The sequence below is a fragment of the Arthrobacter sp. TJ-265 genome (assembly GCF_058269135.1).
In genome coordinates, this window is sequence record NZ_JBZCND010000004.1 from 221,742 (window position 1) to 243,035 (window position 21,294).

The 21,294-nt window shown below is 70.9% G+C and carries 20 protein-coding genes; 17 read left to right on the forward strand and 3 right to left on the reverse strand.

The genetic code is table 11. From position 1 onward, the window contains the following. Window positions 1–17: 17 nt before the first annotated feature. A complete protein-coding gene (locus AC4D2E_RS14935; RefSeq protein ID WP_490953112.1) occupies window positions 18–962 on the reverse strand; it encodes an AraC family transcriptional regulator in 945 nt (314 codons plus the stop codon). Window positions 963–1,043: 81 nt separating this feature from the next. Here AC4D2E_RS14935 and AC4D2E_RS14940 point away from each other — a divergent pair, with 81 nt between their 5' ends. Then, window positions 1,044–1,850 (forward strand): Rossmann-fold NAD(P)-binding domain-containing protein, encoded by an 807-nt coding sequence (locus tag AC4D2E_RS14940; protein WP_490953113.1) that lies wholly within the window; start codon window positions 1,044–1,046, stop codon window positions 1,848–1,850. Between the two features lie 135 nt (window positions 1,851–1,985). Beyond that, window positions 1,986–4,073, forward strand: a complete 2,088-nt coding sequence (locus tag AC4D2E_RS14945; RefSeq protein WP_490953114.1) for a sensor histidine kinase — start codon at window positions 1,986–1,988, stop codon at window positions 4,071–4,073. Between the two features lie 11 nt (window positions 4,074–4,084). On the opposite strand, the gene AC4D2E_RS14950 is transcribed toward AC4D2E_RS14945, so the two are convergent. After that, complete coding sequence (locus AC4D2E_RS14950) at window positions 4,085–5,161, reverse strand: NAD-dependent epimerase/dehydratase family protein (RefSeq protein ID WP_490953115.1); 1,077 nt, start codon at window positions 5,159–5,161, stop codon at window positions 4,085–4,087. 145 nt (window positions 5,162–5,306) lie between these two features. Between AC4D2E_RS14950 and AC4D2E_RS14955 the strand changes: the two genes are divergently transcribed. From AC4D2E_RS14955 to AC4D2E_RS14980, 6 genes are all read left to right on the forward strand, one after another. Continuing rightward, the gene (locus AC4D2E_RS14955; RefSeq protein ID WP_490953116.1) at window positions 5,307–6,398 is read left to right on the forward strand and encodes a YihY/virulence factor BrkB family protein; all 1,092 of its coding nucleotides are present in this window, start codon (window positions 5,307–5,309) and stop codon (window positions 6,396–6,398) included. Between the two features lie 97 nt (window positions 6,399–6,495). Next, on the forward strand, window positions 6,496–7,506 hold the full coding sequence (locus AC4D2E_RS14960; protein WP_490953117.1) for a glutathione S-transferase family protein: 1,011 nt from the start codon (window positions 6,496–6,498) through the stop codon (window positions 7,504–7,506). 125 nt (window positions 7,507–7,631) lie between these two features. Beyond that, entirely contained in the window at window positions 7,632–8,690 is a 1,059-nt protein-coding gene (locus AC4D2E_RS14965; protein ID WP_490953118.1) for a FecCD family ABC transporter permease, read from the forward strand. 29 nt (window positions 8,691–8,719) lie between these two features. Beyond that, window positions 8,720–9,766, forward strand: coding sequence for a FecCD family ABC transporter permease (locus tag AC4D2E_RS14970; protein WP_490953150.1), 1,047 nt, complete (start codon window positions 8,720–8,722; stop codon window positions 9,764–9,766). Next, the gene (locus tag AC4D2E_RS14975) at window positions 9,766–10,671 is read left to right on the forward strand and encodes an ABC transporter ATP-binding protein (RefSeq protein ID WP_490953119.1); all 906 of its coding nucleotides are present in this window, start codon (window positions 9,766–9,768) and stop codon (window positions 10,669–10,671) included. The genes AC4D2E_RS14970 and AC4D2E_RS14975 overlap by 1 nt, the downstream gene beginning before the upstream one ends. Beyond that, a complete protein-coding gene (locus tag AC4D2E_RS14980; protein ID WP_490953120.1) occupies window positions 10,668–11,720 on the forward strand; it encodes a siderophore-interacting protein in 1,053 nt (350 codons plus the stop codon). The genes AC4D2E_RS14975 and AC4D2E_RS14980 overlap by 4 nt, the downstream gene beginning before the upstream one ends. 72 nt (window positions 11,721–11,792) lie before the next feature. On the opposite strand, the gene AC4D2E_RS14985 is transcribed toward AC4D2E_RS14980, so the two are convergent. Continuing rightward, window positions 11,793–12,791, reverse strand: a complete 999-nt coding sequence (locus tag AC4D2E_RS14985) for a diacylglycerol/lipid kinase family protein (RefSeq protein ID WP_490953121.1) — start codon at window positions 12,789–12,791, stop codon at window positions 11,793–11,795. A gap of 80 nt (window positions 12,792–12,871) precedes the next feature. On the opposite strand from AC4D2E_RS14985, the gene AC4D2E_RS14990 reads away from it, so the two are divergent. The 9 genes from AC4D2E_RS14990 (at window position 12,872) to AC4D2E_RS15030 (ending at window position 21,286) form a co-directional block, all read left to right on the forward strand. Further along, complete coding sequence (locus AC4D2E_RS14990) at window positions 12,872–13,654, forward strand: SGNH/GDSL hydrolase family protein (protein WP_490953122.1); 783 nt, start codon at window positions 12,872–12,874, stop codon at window positions 13,652–13,654. Between the two features lie 95 nt (window positions 13,655–13,749). Then, window positions 13,750–14,286, forward strand: a complete 537-nt coding sequence (locus AC4D2E_RS14995) for a MarR family winged helix-turn-helix transcriptional regulator (protein WP_490910182.1) — start codon at window positions 13,750–13,752, stop codon at window positions 14,284–14,286. 60 nt (window positions 14,287–14,346) lie between these two features. Further along, the gene (locus tag AC4D2E_RS15000) at window positions 14,347–15,489 is read left to right on the forward strand and encodes a glucose-1-phosphate adenylyltransferase family protein (RefSeq protein WP_490953123.1); all 1,143 of its coding nucleotides are present in this window, start codon (window positions 14,347–14,349) and stop codon (window positions 15,487–15,489) included. A 304-nt stretch (window positions 15,490–15,793) separates the two neighbouring features. Further along, window positions 15,794–16,030 carry a 50S ribosomal protein L28 gene (gene rpmB, locus AC4D2E_RS15005; protein WP_043441573.1) on the forward strand — a complete coding sequence of 79 codons (237 nt, stop codon included), beginning with the start codon at window positions 15,794–15,796 and terminating at the stop codon, window positions 16,028–16,030. Beyond that, window positions 16,030–16,197 carry a 50S ribosomal protein L33 gene (gene rpmG, locus AC4D2E_RS15010; protein WP_019481734.1) on the forward strand — a complete coding sequence of 56 codons (168 nt, stop codon included), beginning with the start codon at window positions 16,030–16,032 and terminating at the stop codon, window positions 16,195–16,197. Before rpmB ends, rpmG begins: the two co-directional genes overlap by 1 nt. Before the next feature lie 2 nt (window positions 16,198–16,199). Beyond that, window positions 16,200–16,505 (forward strand): 30S ribosomal protein S14, encoded by a 306-nt coding sequence (rpsN, locus tag AC4D2E_RS15015; protein ID WP_026545363.1) that lies wholly within the window; start codon window positions 16,200–16,202, stop codon window positions 16,503–16,505. 260 nt (window positions 16,506–16,765) lie between these two features. After that, window positions 16,766–17,044: an HU family DNA-binding protein gene (locus AC4D2E_RS15020; RefSeq protein WP_043441577.1), complete on the forward strand. Its 279-nt coding sequence runs from the start codon at window positions 16,766–16,768 to the stop codon at window positions 17,042–17,044. Window positions 17,045–17,171: 127 nt separating this feature from the next. After that, window positions 17,172–19,307 carry a bifunctional copper resistance protein CopD/cytochrome c oxidase assembly protein gene (locus AC4D2E_RS15025; RefSeq protein ID WP_490953124.1) on the forward strand — a complete coding sequence of 712 codons (2,136 nt, stop codon included), beginning with the start codon at window positions 17,172–17,174 and terminating at the stop codon, window positions 19,305–19,307. Next, window positions 19,304–21,286 (forward strand): NHL domain-containing thioredoxin family protein, encoded by a 1,983-nt coding sequence (locus AC4D2E_RS15030; RefSeq protein ID WP_490910179.1) that lies wholly within the window; start codon window positions 19,304–19,306, stop codon window positions 21,284–21,286. Before AC4D2E_RS15025 ends, AC4D2E_RS15030 begins: the two co-directional genes overlap by 4 nt. Window positions 21,287–21,294 lie beyond the last annotated feature (8 nt).

The following is a 21,294-nucleotide window of genomic DNA, read 5'->3' on the forward strand; positions in this document are numbered from 1 at the left end:
TTCGGCGGCAGGCTCCGTCAGGACCATTCGACACCCGCCAGGACCGGACGGTGGCGTCGGAACTCGGACGGTGTGACTCCCACGTGTCGCTTGAACGCGGTGCTGAACGAGTAGGCGTCGGTGTACCCGACCGAGCGGGCGACGTGCGCGATGGTGACGCCCGGGGTCTGCAGGAGATCGCCGGCAAGCGTGAGGCGCCAGCGGGTCAGATAGCCCATGGGGGGCTCCCCGACGCTCGTGCGGAAGCGGGCGGCGAGGGAGGCCCGCGAGGTGTTGACCCGCCGAGCGAGGGTCTCCACGGTCCAGGGTGCCGCAGGCGCGGCATGCAGGTGATCGAGGGCGGCCCTGACCACGGGGTCGTCGGCCGCGAACCAGGTGGGATTCGGCGGACGGTCCGCGCCGTCGAACCAGCGGCGCATGGTGCTGACGACGAGGACGTCGAGGAGGCGGTCGACGACGACCTGGGCGGCGGGGTCCTCCCGGGAGATCTCGCCGGCCAGCAGCCGGACGATGTCTGCATCGGCGCGGTCACGCCGTACGACGGCGAGTCGGGGCAGGGCGCGGGCCACGAGCCCGCCGGCCTGATCCGGTCGGTCGTACGTCCCGACCAGGAGTGCCGTCCCCCCGTCCGTGGCATTGCCCCAGCGGCGGATCCCGCGACGGAACTCCTCCTGAAGATCCCGTCCGTCGACGGTGGTGCACTGCTGCCCGGGGCCGATCTCGATGGAGGGCGGGCTGCCGGCGGCGTCGGTCACGTCATAGGGTTCGGGGCCGCGGACGAGCGCGACATCCCCTTCCTCGAGGAGCACGCCCGTCACGCGTGCCTCGCCCGACGTGACGGCCAGGACGGTGAGCACCGCGTTGTCGCGGACCTCCACCCCCCAGGGTGCGCTCATGTGCATGGCGAGCGCGAACGCGCGCACGGCGCGCGGGCCGTCCAGGAAATGGGTCAGCGGATCCATGGCCACGACGGTAGACGATCACCAAGGATCTGTGGAGTCCCACCCATTCTTCGTCCGATGCCGTGGCCGTTCACTGGATGCATGACAACTCTTCTCCTCGGCGGCGCAGGACGCTCCGGCGCACGCATCAATGACCGCCTCACTGCCCTCGGAGAGCCCACGCGGCTCGCCTCCCGTCACACGGGCTTCGACTGGGACAGATCCGACACCTGGCCGCAGGCCCTGTCCGGCGCCACCTCCGCCTACGTCTGCTTCGCCCCTGACCTGGCCTTCCCCGGAGTGCCGGAGAAGATGGCGGCGCTCGGTCGACTTGCCGCGGCGGAGGGCCTGGAACGGCTCGTCCTGCTCTCGGGCAGGGGTGAGGAAGGAGCCCGCGCGAGCGAAACGGCCCTGCGCGGAGCGGGTGTGCCCACCACCGTCCTCCGCTGTTCCTGGTTCCAGCAGAACTTCTCCGAGAACTTCCTCAAGGGGCCCGTCCGCCGGGGACGACTGCGGCTTCCGGCACCCGACGTGCCTGAGGCATTCGTGGACCTGGACGATGTCGCCGACGCGGCGGTCCAGGTCCTCACCCGGGCCGTCCCGGAGGACGCCACCTACGAGCTGTCCGGTCCGGAACTGCTGACCTTCGCCCAGGCCGCGCAGGTCCTCGCCGACGCCTCCGGACGACCGGTGACGTTCGAGGCGGTCGACGTCGCGTCGTTCGTCACCGACCTCGCCGACGACGGGATCCCCGCGGAGGAGGCGGAGTTCCTCGCCCACCTCTTCACCGACATCCTCGACGGCCGCAATGCCTCCCTCGAGGCCGGCGTCGAGCAGATCCTGGGCCGGCCTGCAGCATCCTTCGGCTCCTACGCGGCGGCGACGGCGGCGACCGGGGCCTGGTCGTGAACCGCCGTGCTCCTGCTCCGAGCCCGTCCGCAGGCGCGGGAGCGGGCAGGACGGGGGAAGTAGCAAGTACACTGTCCGTCAGCGGTGCTTTTCCGGCCGCCTCCGCGGGATCCGGTCTCGACCGCGGGAGGCAGGATGCCGGCACGAGATGGGATGGACGAGGGGCGGATGCTGACGGTCGCTGGGGGGCTGACACGGATGTCTCCCGTCGCCGTGCATGCGGCCTTCGCCGCGATGCTCGTGGCGGCCGCCCTCTTCGGACGCTTCACGACCTTCGAATCCTCCAGCCTCGCACTGGTCTGGCCCGCCGCAGGGATCAATTTCCTTTGGGGGCTGTGGGCCTCGCGCACGCGGCGCGATCTCGCCGTCGCCCTCCTCGCCACCGTGCCGCTCCTGGCTGCCGTGAACCTGGCCACCGGCCTGAGCGCCCAGCTGGCCTTCGCCGTCGCGTTCGGGAGCGTGGCCCAGACCGCGGTGGCCGTCTACTCCTTCCGGCGCCTGGTGCCGTCCGTGTCCGTGCGGACCGTGGGGGAGTATCTCCGCCTCGGTCTGGTGGCGCTCGGCGCGTGTTCCGTCGGCGCCCTCTTCATCGTCGTCGGCGTCGCGCTCGAGGGCGGCCCCGATCCGTTCGCGTCCTTCATCCCGTGGCTCGTCCGCCATGCGGTGTCGCTCACCGCGATCGGATCCCTCGGGATCGTCGCCGCAGCGAGCATCACCGCCCGCGCCCGCGGGGAGCACCCGACACCGCTCACCGTCGCCCGGCGCACCGAATACGCCCTGCTCGTCGTCGCCTCCGTGCTGCTGTACGTCGCCACCTTCGGTGCGGGGTCGGCCCTGCCCATCGCCTACACCACCATCCCCGCCCACATGTGGGCCGGGCTCCGGTTGCGCACCGGGTGGGCCATGCTGCACGGGCTGGTGAGCGGGGCTTTCCTCGTGTTCTTCACCCTGGCCGGCCTGGGCCCGTTCCAGGACCTGGCGCCTGTCGCGGGCGCCTACGTGGCCCAGTCCTTCATGTTCATCGCCTTCTCACTCTCCGCGGTCCTGGCGCTCAGCATGGACGAGCGGCGCCGCCTGATCGACCGCCTGTATCGCGCCACCGCCGAGGCGAAGGCGGCGGCGGACCTGCGCGACCTCGTGATCGGCCGCATGAACGACGGCGTGCTCGTCGCGGGACCGGACCGTCGCCTGATCTTCCAGAACGCCATGAGCGAGCGGTGGCTCGGATCGGGGACGGCCCGCCCCGGTGAGGTGTGGCGGCGCGACTACGAAGTCACCTGGCCAGATGGGGCGCGGCTGGAGGATGCCGACAACCCGCTGACGTTGGCCCTCCAGGGATCGGCGACGGAGCGGATGGACCTGGATCTCGTGCACCGGTCCGGCGAGCTCGTGCACCTCTCCGTCGACGCGATGCCACTGCCCGGCGAACGGGGGGCGCTCGTCGTGATGAGGAACGTCACCGACGAGCGGGCGTACCAGCGGGACCTCGGCCGGTTCGCGTCCGTCGTCGCCCACGACCTCCTGACACCCCTGACGGTCTTCGACGGCTGGCTCGAGATGCTCGAGGACCCGGAGCTGCCGCTCTCGGAACGGCAGGCGAGCATCGAGCGGCTGCAGCAGGCGAGCCTCCGCATGCGGAACCTCATCCGCAACCTCCTCGCCTACAGCCTGGCGAAGGAGGAGAAGCTGACTGCCTCCAGGATCGACGTCGGCCGCGTCGTCGAGGGCATCATCGACCTGCGGACCGCGCTGCCCGGGACGCACCTGCCCGAGGTGCGCTTCGACGTCCACGCGTCGCACCCGGTCTATGCCGACGAGCGGCTCTTCCTGCAGCTCATGGAGAACCTCGTCGGAAACGCCATGAAGTACGGGCGGACCGACGGTTCGGCCGAGGTCGCTGTCCACACCTCGATGGACGCCTCGACCGGCCGGACCGAGGTCCACGTGCGGGACAACGGCATCGGCATCCCGGGTGGGGACCTCGAGCGCGTGTTCGAGGAGTTCCACCGGTCGGAGAACGGGCTGAATCAGGCGACGGGCACCGGCCTGGGGCTGGCCATCTGCCGCAGGATCGCCGAGAGCCATGGCGGGTCGATCAGGGTCCGCAACATCGAGGGGGGCGGCGCCGAATTCACGGTCGACCTTCCCGGGGTGCCGGACCAGCTGCCGGAGGGCGTCCCTCTCGTCGCCGCCACCGAGGGGCCGCGGGTCTCCACCCCCTGAGGCCCTGCTGCTCAGGACCCCGAGCGGGGGTACAGCTTCGGGGAGCCGCGGCGGCCGGCGCCGTGGCGGAGCCCGGCCAGGACCTCGGCCAGGGCGTCTTTCGAGGAGTGGTGCGGTTCCCAGCCCAGCTCGGTGCGCGCCCGCGTGGTGTCCATGACGGGACTCCCGGCGGCCATGTCGATCCAGCCCGGGTCCGTCCGCTGGACGCCGAGGGCCCAACTCGCACCGACGATCCCCCGGAGCACGCGCACGGGCAGGCCGATGATCCGCCGGGCGCCCAGCAGGTCGGCGACGCGCTCGGGGGTGAGCTCCGGTTCGGCCGCGATGTTGAAGGCGCCGGCGGCACGCTGCGCCACCACGCGCCAGTAGGCGTCGGCCACGTCCTCCGCGTGCACGGCCTGGAAGATGAAGGAGCCGGGGATCGGCAGGAGCGGCAGGGCACCCAGCACGATCTTGGGCACGAGGGGCCCCAGGAAGTACCGGCCGATCTCGCTGCCGGCCTGGCCCTGGAAGATCAGCCCGGGCCGCAGCCGCGCCACCGCGATCTCCGGGTGGTCCCGCTCGAACCCGTCCAGCAGCCGCTCCTGCTCGGCCTTGTGCCGGCTGTAGTGGGAGGACTCGATGCCCCCGGTCGGCCAGGACTCGTCCCTGCGGGTGTCCTTGTCCGAGGGGGAGTAGGCACCGACGGACGATGCGCAGACGACCTGGCGCACGCCGGCCGCCGCGGCCGCGCGCAGGACATTCGCGGTGCCGGTGACGTTGGTCCGGTGCATGGCGTCCTCGTCCCGGTTGGGCTGGATGGCCCAGGCGAGATGCACGACGGCGTCCACGCCGGAGAGGGCCGCCGTCAGGGCGTCCCGGCCCTCGTCGGTCCCGATGTCGATGGCGTGCCAGGCGACGCCCGCGTAGGGGAACCGGCCCGTGTCCGGGAGGGTGCGGGCGACCGCGGTGATCGAGAGGCCCACCGGGTCATCGGCCGGGTGGGCGCCCGCCGGCGGGGGAGTCGTGCGCTCCTCGGCGGCGCGGTGGAGGCGGGTGAGGACCGCGGTGCCGACGTTCCCGGTGGCACCGATGATTGCGATACGCATTGCTGCTCCTGGCCTTGGGTCGCGGGCGGCACGGGCAGGTGCCGGTCGGAACTGGACTACTAAGTAAGCTTATGGTGCAGTTGGACCAGACGCATAGCCGAAAGAGCGCCCCACACCGTCTGCGGGGCCAGACCGGGAGGTATCCGTGAGCAGCAACAGCAGGGTGGGGAACGAGCCCCGCAGTGCGGCCGGGCAGAAGGCCCAGAACGCACCCGATCCCAATGATCCCCGCAAGCCGGACGATCCGAAGGACGTCAAGAAGCCGGCCTGGAAGTACGTGTTCAAGCGCTCCGTCAACGAGTTCGGCAAGGACCAGTGCACCGACCTCGCCGCGGCGCTGACCTACTACGCCGTGCTCGCCATCTTCCCCGGAATCCTCGCCCTGATGTCCCTCCTCGGACTCTTCGGTCAGGCTCAGGCCACCACCGACCAGGTCATGGGGGTCATCGGGCAGTTCGCACCCGCAGAGGCGATCGCCACCATCGAGCCCATCATCCAGAACCTGGCGTCCAACCAGGCCGCCGGCCTGACGTTCGTCATCGGCCTCCTCGGCGCCATCTGGTCGGCCTCCGGTTACGTCAACGCGTTCTCGCGGGCCATGAACCGCGTCTACGAGGTCGAGGAAGGCCGCGGCTTCCTCAAGCTGCGCCCGCAGATGCTGCTCATCACCATCATCGTCCTCCTCCTGATCGTCGCCATGGGCCTCATGCTCGTGCTCTCGGGACCGGTCGCGGAGGCCGTCGGCAACACCATCGGCCTGGGCAGCACCGCCGTGACCATCTGGAACATCGTCAAGTGGCCCGTCATGGTCCTCTTCGCCGTCCTCATGATCGCCGTGCTGTACTACGGCGCCCCCAACATCAAGCAGCCCAAGTTCCGCTGGATGAGCCTCGGCGGGTTCATCGCCCTGCTCGTCCTCGCGATCACCACGGCCGCGTTCTCCCTCTACGTCGCCAACTTCGGCAACTACGACGCGACGTACGGTGCCATCGCCGGCGTCATCGTGCTGCTGCTGTGGATCTGGCTCGCCAACATCTCGCTGCTGTTCGGCGTCGAGTTCGACGCCGAGATGGAGCGCGGCCGCCAGCTGCAGGGCGGGATCGAGGCGGAGGAGACCATCCAACTTCCCCCGCGCGACACCAAGGCCGCCGAGAAGAAGAGCGAGAAGCACCTCAAGCTCGTCCGCGAGGGGCGCGAGCTCCGCGAGAAGTACGGACGCGAGTCCGCGAAGAACTGACGGACGGTCCGGACCCATCCTCCGGACCCACCTTCCGGGAGGCCCGGTCGTGCACACGGCCGGGCCTCCGGCATGTCCGCCGTCCTAGACTGGCAGCATGACCGACACACAGCAGGCCGAATCGTCCGGGCACAGCACCAAAGGGGCCTACGTGACCTCCGGCGAGGAGTTCACCCGCGACACCCAGTACATCGAGACGCGGATCACGCGCGACGGCGCCGACGGCTACCCCGTCGAGGCGGGCCGGTACCGCCTCGTCGCGGCCCGCGCCTGCCCCTGGGCGAACCGGACCATCATCGTGCGGAGGCTCCTCGGGCTGGAGGACGCCATCTCGCTGGGCACCCCCGGGCCCACGCATGACAGCCGGTCCTGGACCTTCGACCTCGACCCCGACGGCCGCGACCCGGTGCTCGGCATCGAGCGGCTGCAGGAGGCCTTCTTCAAGCGGGACCCGGACTACTCGCGCGGCATCACCGTCCCTGCCATCGTGGACACCACCACCGGCGCGGTCGTGACGAACAACTTCCCGCAGATCACCCTCGACTTCTCCGGTGAGTGGAAGGAGTTCCACCGCGAGGGAGCGCCGGACCTCTACCCGGAGCACCTCCGCGAGGAGATCGACACCGTGAACAGGCGGGTCTTCACGGAGGTCAACAACGGCGTCTACCGTTGCGGGTTCGCGGGGTCGCAGGAGGCCTACGAGGCTGCGTACGACCGCCTCTTCACGGCCCTTGACTGGCTCGAGGAGCGGCTGACCGACCGGCGTTTCCTCGTCGGCGACACCATCACCGAAGCCGATGTCCGCCTGTTCACCACGCTGGTCCGCTTCGACCCCGTGTACCACGGCCATTTCAAGTGCAACCGGAACACGCTGACCGAGATGCCCGCGCTGTGGGCCTACGCGCGCGATCTCTTCCAGACGCCCGGCTTCGGCGACACCGTCGACTTCGAGCAGATCAAGCAGCACTACTACATCGTCCACGAGGACATCAATCCCACGGGGATCGTCCCGAAGGGCCCGGACCTGGCCGGATGGACCACCGCCCATGGACGTGAGGCACTCGGCGGCAGGCCGTTCGGCGACGGCACCCCGCCGGCCGCCGCGTGACCTGAGCGGGCCTACCGCGGTCCCTCCGTCGCAAGCTTGGAAGGATTAGGAAACAAGTTCGTTTCCTAATCCTTCCAAGCCTAGGCTAGCCTTACTCAGACCGATCGTCCGGCTGAGGGAGGCACATGGCAGTCCAGGCCTCCACCCTGCGCCGGGCCCCTGCCGGCCCGGCCTCCCGCCACCGGTCCTCCGGCGCGAGGAGCCTCGCGAAGCTGCTGCTCGCGGTCATGATCCTCGGACTGTCCTGCGTCGCCTCGCTCACCATCGGCGCCCGTTCCGTCAGCATCCCGACCGTGCTCGACGCCGTGGCGTCCTTCGACCCGGCGAACGGCGACCACGCCGTGGTCCTCTCCCGTGTCCCGCGCACCGTGGTCGGGCTGCTCGTCGGGGCGGCGCTCGCCACCGCGGGAGCCGCGCTGCAGGGCATCGCCCGCAATCCGCTGGCGGACCCCGGCATCCTCGGCATCAACGCCGGTGCGTCCCTCGCCGTCGTCGTCGGGATCTACCTGTTCGGCCTCAGCAGCGCCTCCAGCTATCTCTGGTTGGCCTTCGCCGGCGCGGGCGCCGCGGCCGTCGCCGTCTACGCCGTGGCGAGCCTCGGGAGGGACGGCGCGACGCCGGTCAAGCTGGCACTCGCCGGGGCGGCCCTGGCCGCCGGACTCGCGAGCCTCACGAACGCCGTCCTCGTCTCCAGCCAGGAGACCCTCGACGCCTTCCGGTTCTGGCAGGTCGGCACGCTCGCCGGCCGGGGCTGGGAGGTCATCGGTGCGGTGGCGCCGTTCGTCGGGGCGGGCCTCGTCCTGACCCTGGCCACGGGCCGGGTCCTCAACTCCCTGGCGCTGGGCGACGACGTGGCACGCGGCCTCGGCCAGAACGTCCCCCTCGCCCGTGCCGTCACCGCCGTCGGCGTCGTGCTGCTGTGCGGTGCGGCCGTGGCCGCGGCAGGGCCGATCGCCTTCGTGGGACTCGTCATCCCGCACCTGGTGCGGCTCGTCGTCGGCTCCGACTACCGGTGGATCCTGCCCTTCTCCGCCCTGTCGGGTCCCGTGCTGCTCCTGTGGGCGGACATCGTGGGCCGGGTCATCCTGCCGCCGGGCGAGGTGCAGGTGGGCATCATGACCGCCGTGCTCGGCGCCCCCGTCTTCATCTGGCTCGTCCGGCGGCGCAGGGTGGCGCAGCTGTGAGCGCGTCCGTGGACCACGCGCCCGCCCGGATGCTCCGGGCGGACCGCCCCGGGCATCCGGGCGGTCCCGCCGCCGTCCGGGCGCGCCGCCGCCGGAGCACGGGCACGCGGCTGGCCGTCGTGGCCGGCGTCGTCGCGGTGCTGTTCGCCGTGAACGTCCTGCTCGGCTCCTACACCGTCACCGTCCCGGACTTCTTCCGCATCCTCGGCGGCGCCGACATCCCCGGCGCGAGCTTCATCGTGCTGGAGAACAAGCTGCCCCGGGCGGTCATCGGGCTCCTCGTCGGGATCGCCTTCGGGATCGCGGGTGCCGTGTTCCAGACCATGCTGAGGAACCCGCTCGCGAGCCCCGACATCATCGGCATCAGCTACGGCGCCAGTGCGTCGGCCGTGACCGCGATCGTCCTCTTCGGGGCGGCCGGTGCCGCGGTGTCCCTCTCGGCCCTCGTGGGCGCGATGGTGGTCGCGGCGGCCATCTACCTGATCTCCCGTCGCGGCGGCGTGGCGGGCTACCGCCTGATCCTCGTCGGGATCGGCTTCGCGGCGGTCATGCACGCGCTCGTGAGCTTCCTCATCACCCGCACCGACCTCCGCACGGCGTCGGCCGCGGTGCTCTGGCTGAACGGCTCGCTGAACTCCAGCACGTGGGACCGCGTGACGGTCCTCGTCGCGTGCCTCGCCGTGCTGCTGCCGGCCGCTGCGGTCCTCTCCCGCAGCCTGCAGGGCCTCGAACTGGGCGACGACGCCGCCGCGGGCCTCGGCCTCCGCGTCGAGGCCTCGCGCCTGGGGCTCATGTCCACCGGCGTCGCCCTTGCCGCGGTGGCGACCGCCGCTGCCGGACCCGTGACCGCCGTCGCCTTCCTGTCGGGGCCGATCGCCCGCCGCCTCCTCGGCAACCGTCCGTCGCTGGCCATGGCGGCCCTCGTGGGTGCGGTGATCGTGCTCGGTGCGGATTTCGTGGCGGCCAACCTCGTCCCCGGTGCGTCGCTGCCCGTCGGCGTCGTGACCGGCGCGCTCGGCGCCCCGTTCCTGCTGTGGCTGCTCGCCACGGCGAACCGCTCGGGCCAGGGAGGCTGATGATGGCAGGATCCGGACGTACGACGGCGGCCACGCTGACCGCCGAGGCGCTCACCCTCGCCTACGACGACCGCACCGTGGTCGACGGACTCGACGTGGCCCTGCCCGCCGGGAAGGTGACGGTGATCGTCGGTGCGAACGCGTGCGGCAAGTCGACGCTGCTGCGGGGACTGGCACGCCTCCTCAAGCCCGCCGGCGGCACCGTGCTGCTCAACGGCTCCGACATCTCCACGCAGTCCACCAAGGCAGTCGCCCGCGTCCTCGGCCTCCTCCCGCAGACCCCTGTCGCGCCCGACGGCATCAGCGTCGCCGACCTCGTGGGCCGCGGCCGGTACCCGCACCAGGGGTGGTTCCGCCAGTGGACGCCGGAGGACGACGCCGCCGTCGCGGGTGCACTCGAGGCCACCGACACCCTCCCGCTCGCCGACCGCTCCGTGGACGAGCTCAGCGGCGGGCAGCGCCAGCGCGTCTGGATCGCGATGGCCCTCGCCCAGCAGACGGACATCCTGCTCCTCGACGAACCCACCACGTTCCTCGACGTCACCCACCAGATCGAGGTCCTGGACCTCATCACGGATCTCAACCGGCGGTCCGGGACCACGGTGGTCATGGTGCTGCACGACCTCAACCTCGCCGCACGCTACGCGGACCACCTGATCGCCATGCGGGACGGCAGGATCGTGGCCGACGGCGCGCCGTCGGACGTGGTGACCGAGGAGACCGTGTCCGGGGTGTTCGACCTCGAGTGCCGCGTCATCACCGACCCGGTCTCGGGGACCCCGATGGTGGTCCCGATCGGCCGGCACCACGGCCGCCACCACGGCCGGCACCACGGTCCGGGCGAAGCCGGCGAAGGACCCGGCCCGCAGGACACCGTTCCGACCCCCCTGGAGGCAGCATCATGACCGACGTGACCCAGCGCAGCGTGCGACGGACCGCCGCGGACACCGAGCCGATGGTGCGGGCGTTCGACGTCGTCGTCACCGCCGTCCGGGACCTCACCCCCACCTTCCGCCGCATCACCTTCGGCGGCGCGTGCCTCACGGGGTTCGGCGTGGTGGGGGACACCCTCGACCTGCGGATCAAGATCGTCATCCCCTCCGAGGGCCGCGACGCCCCGGACATCGCGGCGATGATGAGCAGCGGCGACGCCTCGGGCTGGTACCAGCGGTGGCTCGGTTTGGATGCCGCGGACCGCGGTTCCATGCGCACCTACACGGTGCGGGAATCACGCTGCAGCGGTCCCCGCCCCGAGATCGACGTCGACTTCGTGATGCACCTGGACGCCCACGGCCGGGGCGGTCCCGCCGCGGAATGGGCAGCGGCGGCGCGGCCGGGGGACAGGGTCTGCGTCATCGGGCCGAACGCCTCCGCCGCCCAGTGCCGGACGGCGGGTGCGTACGGGGGGATCGAATGGAGCCCGGGCCTCGCGCAGCATGTCCTCCTCGCGGGGGACGAGACCGCCGTGCCCGCCATCAGCGCCATCCTCGAGGCACTCCCCGAGGACATCGGCGGCCACGCGTTCCTGGAGGTGCCGGACGGGCAGGACATCCGGCCCATCCGGTCACGCTCGTCCGTGCAGGTCACCTGGCTGCCCCGCGGGGATCGCCCGCACGGCGAGCACCTGGAGGCGGCGGTCCGGGACGCGGTGCGCGTCCCGGGCTGGGTCTCCCTGTCCGGCCGGGAGAGCGCGAACGGCGGAGGCGAGCCGGAGGACGTCGACATCGACAGGACCATCCTCTGGGAGACGCCGCAGCTGCTCGAGACGGCGATCGTGCGGTCCACGGTCAACCCGGAGCGGCCTCCGGGCACACAGCCCTTCTACGCCTGGATCGCGGGCGAGGCGGCCGTGGTGCGCAGCCTGCGCCGCTACCTCGTGCGCGACGTCGGCGTGGACCGGAAGCAGGTGGCGTTCATGGGGTACTGGCGCAAGGGGCGCGCGGAACAGGTCTGACCCGGAGCCGCAGCAGCGCCGACCGGGCCGGCGCACTCCGCGGCCCGCCCGGCGCCGCCCAGGGCCCACCCGTCAGGGCAGGGGCTCGCTCACCACGGCGGGGTCCTTGTAGCCCAGCGGCATCCTCAGGCGCAGCGAATTCGGCTTGACCTCGAACGCCATGTGGGTCGCCTCGCCGAGGGGATCGCCGTCGAGCTGCACCTCCAGCGGCGCGTGCAGGGTGACCTCCGCGGTGCGGCACTGGAAGTACTCGAGTGAGGAGTCCTTGCCCTTGCCGCGGGCGAAGAGCTTGCCGACGACGGCGAGCCAGCCGAGCTTCCCCTTCGGGGCGACCGTCATCAGGTCCATCAGGCCGTCGTCGATCTTCGCGCCGGGGAAGATCTCCAGGCCGCCCATGATCTTGCCGCAGTTGCCGCCCATGACGCTGCGCAGGCGGCGGTCGAAGGGCTTGCCGCCGTCCACCGAGATGGTGGTCCGGGTCGGTTTGCCGGGGAGGTTCCTGATGCCGGCGTCCACGTAGGCGAGCCAGCCCACCTTGTCCTTCAGGTCGTCCCGGGTGTCGGACATGATGGCGGCGTCGTAGCCGATGCCGGCCATCACCAGGAAGACGTGGGCGTCCTGTGCCCGGTCCACGGTCACGTGCACGACGTCGATGGTGCGTTCGGTCCCGCGGAACGCGGCCTCGACGGCGGCGTCCGGATCGTCGACCGCGATGTCGAGGTTGCGCGCCAGGAGGTTGCCCGTACCCAGCGGCACGAGGGCCATCATGGTGTCGGTGCCGGAGAGTTCCTCGGCGATGCACCGCACGGTGCCGTCCCCGCCCGCGGCGATGACCAGGTCCACACCCGCCTCGAGGGCCTGCTGGGCCTGGCCGTGACCCGGATCATCCGCGGTCGTCTCGATGACCAGGGGCTCGTCCCACCCGTCCTCGGACGAGATGCGCTTCACGGCCGCCTCGACGTCCACCGTGGTGATCTTGATCGGGTTGACGATGAGCGCGGCGCGACGGCGGCCCGATCCGGTGTCCGCGAGCGTCTCGGGGGTCGCTTCGAGTGTGGCTTCGGTGGGCATGATGTCCTTCGGGCAGGCTGGAGGGATGGCTCCGACGAGCTTATCCCGGCGGGTGCGGCCGGCGGGGGTAATCTTTGGTCGTGACCTACATCCAGCGATACGTGGCCCTTGGCGATTCCTTCACCGAAGGGGTGGGTGACTGGGATCCGGCGTCGCCCAACGGCGTCCGGGGGTGGGCGGACCGCGTCGCGGAGCAGCTGGTCCTCGCCGACGCGTCCTGGGGCTACGCGAACCTCGCCATCCGCGGGAAGAAGATGCGGCAGATCCTCGACCAGCAGGTCGACGCCGCCCTGGCCCTCGAGCCGACGCTCGTGACCGTCTATGCCGGAGCGAACGACATCCTGCGGCCGCGCGTCGACATCGACCTCCTGATGTCCCGGTACGACGACGGCGTGGCCCGGCTCCGCGCGGCGGGAGCCGCCGTCGTGCTCTTCACGGGCTTCGACACGGCGGGATCGGCGGTCTTCGGGAAGACCCGCGGGCGCACCGCCGTCTACAACGAGTGGGTGCGTGAGATCGCCGACCGGCATGCCGCCACGATCGTCGACTACTGGCGCCTGCGGGAGTTCCAGGACTGGAGCTACTGGGACGTCGACCGCATGCACATGTCCGTCGCGGGGCACACGCTCATGGCCGCGCGCGTGCTCGAGGCCATGAAGGCGTCCCACCGGATCGACCTGCCCGAGCTCGACGCCCGTCCCGCCCTGAACCGGGCGGACCAGCTGCGGGCCGATGCGCAGTGGGCGCGGGAGTACCTGACGCCCTGGGTGGGCAGGCGACTGCGGGGCGTCTCGTCCGGGGACGACCTGGCGCCGAAGTACCCGTCGCTGACCCGCCCGCACTGGGCCTCGGTCAGCGCCTGAGGCCCGCAGCGAGCACGGATCCGGCCGTGCCCGCAAGCACGCCGGGGCCGCGGCACGGGCCCTCGTCCGGAGGACCCGTGTGCCAGAATGAGCGCATGGCGGCGCACTGGCTCACACCCGACGAGCGGCGGGCATGGCTGGCCCTCTACGCGCTGACCTCCCTGCTTCCCGCGAACCTCGACACCCACCTCTTCCGTGAGGCGCGGATCACCCTGTTCGACTACCACGTCCTCGCGATGCTCTCGGAGGCGGAGGGCACGAGCCTGCCCATGAGCGAGCTCGCCGCCCGGTCCACCGCGTCCCTCTCCCGGCTCAGCCATGTGGTCAAGAAGCTCGAGGGCCGAGGGTGGGTCACACGATTGCCGTCCTCCCTCGACGGGCGCGTGACCACGGCCTCCCTCACCGCCGACGGGCTCGAGATGCTGACCGAACTCGCGGTGTCGCACGTCGCACAGGTCCGCTCCACCGTCTTCGACGCCCTCGATGACCAGGACGTCGCCGACCTCGAGCGCGTGGGCCGCAAGATCCTCCGCGGGATGGACAGCGCGCACTGGATCCTGGCCGACGCCGCCCCGGCGGCGGCCCTGGCCGGCCGGGCGGCAGCGCAGGGAAGCTCCCAGCAGGACCTCTAGGACCACCCGACCGGGGCGGGGCCATCATCCCGACCGGACACAGACAGGACAGGACTGCCCATGGACCAGCAGGCGAAGGCCCGGCACCAGCCGCGCATCCTCGCGATCGTGCTCGCCGGCGGTGCGGGAGGGCGCCTCGGTGCGCTCACCGATCACCGGGCGAAGCCCGTCATGCCCGTCGGCGGCAGCTTCCGGCTGATCGACATCCCCCTGTCCAACCTGCACCACAGCGGCATCTCCGACGTGTGGGTCATGGAGCAGTACCAGCCGAAGACCATCAACGACCACCTCCGCAACGGCAGGCCCTGGGACCTCGACCGCACCCGCGGCGGGCTCCTGGTGCTGCCTCCCTTCAGCGGGGGCGACGGCGAGGGGTTCGCCGAGGGCAACGCCGACGGACTGCTCCGGCAGGCCGACTCCATCCGCGACTTCGCACCGGACCTGGTCCTCGTCCTCAGCTCGGACCACCTCTACCGCCTCGACTACCGCGACGTCGTCGCCACGCACCTCGACAGCGGGGCCGCGCTCACGATGGTCACCGCGGACTTCGACGGCGACGCCTCCGCCCACGGCGTCGTGGCCGTGGACGACGACGGCCGCGTGACCGACTTCGCCTACAAGCCGGAGGAGCCGCGGACGCGCATCGTCACCACGGAGATCTTCCTGTACACCGCGGCGACCCTCCTCGACGCCCTCGAGCGCCTGGACGGCACCGAGGGCGGCCTGGGTGACTACGGGCACCACCTGGTGCCGCACCTGGTGGAGCAGGGTTCCGTGGTCGAACACCGGCTCCAGGGGTACTGGCGCGATCTCGGGACGCCGGCGAACTACCTCCGCGCCCACCTGGACCTCGTGGACGGTGAGGGTCTCGACCTCTCGGACCCCGACTGGCCCATCCTCACCGAGCCGCCGGAACTGGTACCGGCGTTCATCGGCGACGGGGCCGTTGTCGGCAGCTCGCTGATCGCCCCCGGCGCGCGCGTGCACGGCACGGTCCGCCGGAGCGTCATCGGCTCGGGTGCCACGGTGGAGGCCGGGGCGGTCGTGGAGGATGCCGTCCTGCTGAACCGGGTGCGGGTGGAGGCCGGGGCGGTGGTGCGGCACGCCATCGTGGACTCGGACGCCGTCGTCGACGGCGACCGCCTCGGTGCCAGTCCGGACGAGCCCGCCGTCGTCGGGCGGGACGGGCTGATCGACGACTGACCCGTTTTGGTCACGCCTCATCCGGCCGGTAGGATGGTAGGGCGTTTGGCTGTGGCTGATGACGCCCGTCCACGGACGGGAGGAATTTGCCCAGCAACCCGCGACTACCTAGAATTCAAGGCTGTGCCGGCCGCAAGGCCGTGCCCCGCCTGAACTTCACCGTCTTCCCCGCGGCGAGGCGCTTCGGCAGGTTCTCACCCTGCCAGGTCAACCTCCGGAAAGCTGCAGTAATAACGGTGTCATTACTGGTGGCGGGACGCCCAACAAGTGATTCCGTCACGTTCATCTAATCTGGAGGAGAGTTATGGCAGCCCACTGCCAAGTGACCGGAGCCGAGCCCGGCTTTGGACACAGCATTTCGCACTCGCACCGCCGTAACAAGCGCCGGTTCGACCCCAACATTCAGAAGAAGCGCTACTACGTGCCTTCCCTGCGCCGCAACGTGACGCTGCAGGTCTCGGCCCGCGGTATCAAGACCATCGACGTGCGTGGCATCGACGCGGTCGTCGCGTCCATCCTCGCGAGGGGAGTGAAGCTCTAATGGCCAAGGACAAGGACGTACGTCCGATCATCAAGCTGAAGTCCACCGCCGGGACGGGCTACACCTACGTGACGCGCAAGAACCGTCGTAACGATCCGGACCGCATGGTCCTGATGAAGTACGACCCCAAGATCCGCAAGCACGTCGAATTCCGAGAGGAGCGCTAACCATGGCCAAGAAGTCAAAGATTGCTCGTAACGAGCAGCGCAAGGTCATCGTCGAGCGCTACGCGGCCAAGCGCCTCGAGCTCAAGAAGACCCTCGTCGACGAGAACGCCACCGACGAAGCACGCGAAGCCGCACGCCTCGGCCTGCAGAAGCTTCCCCGCAACGCCTCGCCGGTGCGCCTGCGCAACCGCGACCAGATCGACGGCCGCCCCCGCGGCACGCTCCAGAAGTTCGGTATCTCCCGTGTCCGCTTCCGTGACATGGCACACCGTGGCGAACTGCCCGGCGTGACCAAGTCGAGCTGGTAGACAGCCCCCGGGGCGCCGAGCCCCACCGCATCACCCGCCGCCCCGCGCGGTAACCGAAGAAGCCGTCACCCCCCGGGTGGCGGCTTCTTCGCGATCATGCCCCGGCCACGGCCGGAAAACAGCCTCGAAACGGCCGTCTTTCCGCCGAAAAGCCGCGTGAACACGCGGGTCGGGGCGTCCAAGCTGGTAAGTTTTCGGACAGAGGCTTTTCGAATACCGCGAAGAGCTCTTTCCGAAGAGTGACGTCCAGGAGGACAAAATTGGCTAAGAACCGTAGTGAACTTGTTGCAGAGGTAGCGGCGAAGGCCGACACCAGCCAGGCCGCCGTCAACAGCGTCCTCGATGCGCTGTTCGACGTCTTCTCCGAGTCCATCGCCAAGGACGAGAAGATCACCATCCCCGGATGGCTCGCCGTCGAGCGCACCAGCCGCGCAGCGCGCACGGGCCGCAACCCCCAGACCGGTGAGACCATCCAGATCGCCGCCGGCCACAGCGTCAAGCTGACCGCCGGCTCGAAGCTGAAGGCTTCCGCCAAGTAGTCCCAGGACCGACACCAGGGGACCGCTGCCATGAGGCAGCGGTCCCTCGGCGTTAAGGGGCCCTCCCGTTCGGCGAAGGCCCGGAGGAGATTGGCCCTATTTCTACTCGGGGTAGAGAATGGTGTATGTGCCGACCACTGTGAAGGAACCCCGGGAGACCGCCGCCGCTTCCTCCCCCGAGCGAGCCCTCGCGACCGGCTGGCTCGTCCTGGCCGGGGCCGTCGTCCTCGGCGCCCTCGTCGTCGCCCTGCTCTACACGGGGGCGGCCGCCGCGCGTCAGCTCGGAGACCCCGGCGCCCTCACCCGGTGGGGCCTGCCCGTCGCCAAGGTGCTCAACAACACGGCGGCCGCAGCGACCATCGGCGCCCTCGTCCTCGCCGTCTTCATGCTCCCACGGAGGGTCGGACCCCGCGGCCGGAAGCCCGCGGAGACCGCCGCCGAGCATCCTGCCTTCTCGCGCGTGATGCTGCTGGCCTCCGTCTCCGCCGTCGCCTGGACGCTCGGCGCGCTCGGCGTCATGATCTTCACCTACTCGGACGCGGCAGGACTGCCGCTCAGCACCGACCCCGCCTACACGCAGGGGCTCGCCGCCTTCCTCACCGACTTCTCCACCGGGCGCGCCTGGCTCGTGACGACCATCGTCGCGGCCATCCTGGCCACCCTCCTGTTCGGGGTGCGGTCGCAGACCGGCCTGGCCCTCACCCTGGTGCTCGCGCTCCTGAACCTGCTGCCCATGGCCCTGATCGGCCATTCCGCCAGCGGTGACGACCACAACGCCGCGGTGAACTCGATCGCCCTGCACCTGGTGGGCGTCTGCCTGTGGGTCGGCGGGATCATCGCCCTCGCCGTGGTGGGCGGCGCGCTCGGCGGGCAGACCCTGCCGGTCCTCCAGCGCTTCTCCGCGCTGGCCGGCTTCGCGTTCGTCCTCGTGGTCGCCTCCGGCGTGGTGAACGCCAGCCTCCGGATCTCGGACCTCGGGCAGCTCAGCTCCCCGTGGGGACTGCTCGTCACCTTCAAGACCATCGCCACGATCCTGCTCGGCGGGATCGGCTGGATGCACCGGCAGTGGATCATCCCGCAGCTCGGGGCTCCCGCCGGGACCGCCGCGTCGAAGATGTCCGCACGCCGCGTCCTGTGGCAGCTCATCCTCGTCGAACTCCTCATCATGAGCGCGGTGCTGGGGGTCGCCGGGGCCCTCGGACGCACGGCCCCGCCCCGCTCCGAGGAACTGCCCACCGAGGCGGGACCGGCGCGGATCCTGACCGGCTACGACCTCCCGCCCGAGCCCACCGCGGCGCGCTGGGTCACCGAGTGGCGGCCCGACTGGCTGTGGATCGCGGTCGCGGTGATCTTCGCCGTCGCATACGTCCTGGGCATGCTGAAGCTGCACCGCCGCGGCGACTCCTGGTCGCCGCTGAAACTCATGAGCTGGCTGGTCGGCCTGGCATGCCTCACCTACTTCACCTCCGGCGCGCCCGCCATCTACGGCATGGTGCTGTTCAGCGCGCACATGGTGGACCACATGGCCCTGACGATGGTGGTGCCGCTGTTCCTCGTCCTCGGCGCACCCGTCACCCTCGCGCTCAAGGCGCTCAGCGCCCGGCGGGACGGCACGCGCGGCATCCGGGAATGGATCCTCGTGATCGTGCATTCGCTGCCGTCGCGGATCATCACGCACCCGCTCGTCGCAGCCGGCAACTTCGTCGCGTCGATCGTCGTGTTCTACTACTCGCCGCTGTTCGGGTTCGCGCTGCGCGAGCACGTGGGCCACGAGCTCATGATCACCCACTTCCTGATCACCGGGTACATCTTCGTGCTGTCCATGATCGGCTCCGATCCCGTGCCGTTCCGTGCCCCGTACCCCATGCGGCTGCTGCTCCTGTTCGCGACGATGGCCTTCCACGCCTTCTTCGGCGTCACCCTCATGGGCTCGACGTCGCTGCTCGAGGCCTCCTGGTTCGGCAACATGGGCCGTGAGTGGGGCGCCTCCGCCCTCGCCGACCAGCAGGTGGGCGGCGCCGTGACCTGGGGCGTGGGCGAGATCCCCACGCTGCTGCTCGCGATCGGCGTCGCGATCGTGTGGTCGCGCTCGGATGCGCGGGAGACGAAGCGCAAGGACCGCGCGGCGGACAGGAATAACGACGCCGACCTCGCGGCTTACAACAGCATGTTCGCCGACCTCGCCGCGCGCGACGCCGGACCCGCCCGCGCAGGGCAGCAGCCCGCGGCGCGGGCGACCACCACCGCAGGAGACGATGAATGACCGAGACCACCGTGCGCACTGGCTACCGGGTGCGCGGCTCAGCCCTGACCGGCCGTAACTGGCTCAACACCGGCGGCAGGCAGCTGCAGCTCGAGGACCTCCGCGGAAAAATCGTGATCCTCGATTTCTGGACCTTCTGCTGCATCAACTGCCTGCACGTCCTCGACGAGCTCCGGCCGCTCGAGGAGCAGCACTCGGACGTCCTGGTGACGGTCGGCGTGCACTCGCCGAAGTTCGAGCACGAGGCCGATCCGGACGCGCTGGCCGCCGCCGTCGAGCGCTACGACATCCACCACCCCGTCCTCGACGACCCGGAGTTGACCACGTGGCAGGCCTACACGGCCCGCGCGTGGCCAACGCTCGTGGTGATCGATCCGGAGGGCTACATCGTGGCGCACCTCTCCGGCGAGGGCCACGCCGCCGGCCTCACCTCGCTCGTCGAGGAGCTCGTCGCCGAGCACGAGGCGAAGGGCACGCTGCACCGCGGCGACGGCCCGTACGTCCCGGCGGAGAGCACCGCAGGGGACCTGAAGTTCCCCGGCAAGCTGCTCGCGCTCCCCGCCACCGGTACCTTCCTCGCCGGCGACACGGGCCACCACCGGCTCGTGGAGCTCGAAGCTGACCTCGTCACGGTCCGCCGCACCATCGGTTCCGGTGCGAAGGGCTTCCGCGACGGCGGCGCCGGCGAGGCGGAGTTCAACGAGCCGCAGGGGCTCGCCCTGCTGCCCGCCGCGCTGGCCGCGGAGGTCGGGTACGACGTCGTCGTCGCGGACTCCGTGAACCACCGCCTGCGTGGCGTGGACCTCGCCACGGGGGAGGTGCGCACCCTCGCGGGCAACGGCACGCAGCGACTGCTCGACGCCGGGAACCACACGAAGACCGGGCTGCAGGAGAACGCCTTCGAGGTGGACGCGGAGAGCGAGGCGCCCCGCCTCACGGAGACGGAGCTCGGCACCGATGCGCTGAACGTGTCGCTGTCCTCGCCGTGGGACGTGCTCCATTCGACGGTGCTGGACCGCGTGGTCATCGCCATGGCCGGCACGCACCAGATCTTCACCTACGACCCCCGCTCCCACGCCGTCGACATCCTCGCCGGCACGGGACTGGAGGGACTGCTCGACGGCGATGCGTCGACCGCGTGGTTCGCCCAGTCCTCGGGCCTCGCGGAGGATGCGAACGGCAGCATCTGGATCGCCGATTCGGAGACCTCCTCCGTGCGCATCCTGTCCTTCCTCGAGGTCGGCGGCCGCCGCCGCGTGCAGGTGCAGACCGCCGTCGGGACCGGCCTGTTCGACTTCGGTTTCCGGGACGGCGACGCCGGACAGGCACGGCTGCAGCACCCGCTCGGGGTCGCCGCGCTCCCTGACGGGTCCATCGCCATCGCGGACACCTACAACGGCGCCGTCCGCCGGTACGATCCCGCCACCCGCCAGGTGTCCACGCTGCTCCGCGGCCTGTCCGAGCCCTCCGACGTCCTCGTGGACCTGACCCCCGTGGCCGACGGCGGGGACCCGCTGCTGATCGTCGTCGAGGCCAACCGGCACCAGCTGGTCCGTGTGCCGCTGCCCAAGGAGGCCCTCGCCGTCGACGAGGGAGCATCCCGGACCCAGCGGCCCACCACTGCGATGTCCGCGGGCCCCGTGGGACTCACCGTGCGCTTCACGGCGCCGAAGGGCCAGAAGCTCGACGACCGCTGGGGTGATCCCACCCAGCTGAAGATCAGTGCGTCGCCGGAATCGCTCCTCGTCTCGGGCGGCGGCACGTCCACCGGCCTGACCCGCGAGCTCGTGCTCGCCCCTGAGGCGGGCGGCGGGGTCCTGCACATCACCGCCCGCGCGGCGTCCTGCGACGGCGAGCCGGGCGGCGAGATCCCCGACCATGCCGCCTGCCACCTGTACCAGCAGGACTGGGGCATCCCCGTCACGCTCTCGGCCGACGGCGAGACGAGCCTGACCCTGGACCTGAGGGGCCTCGACTGACCCTCCGG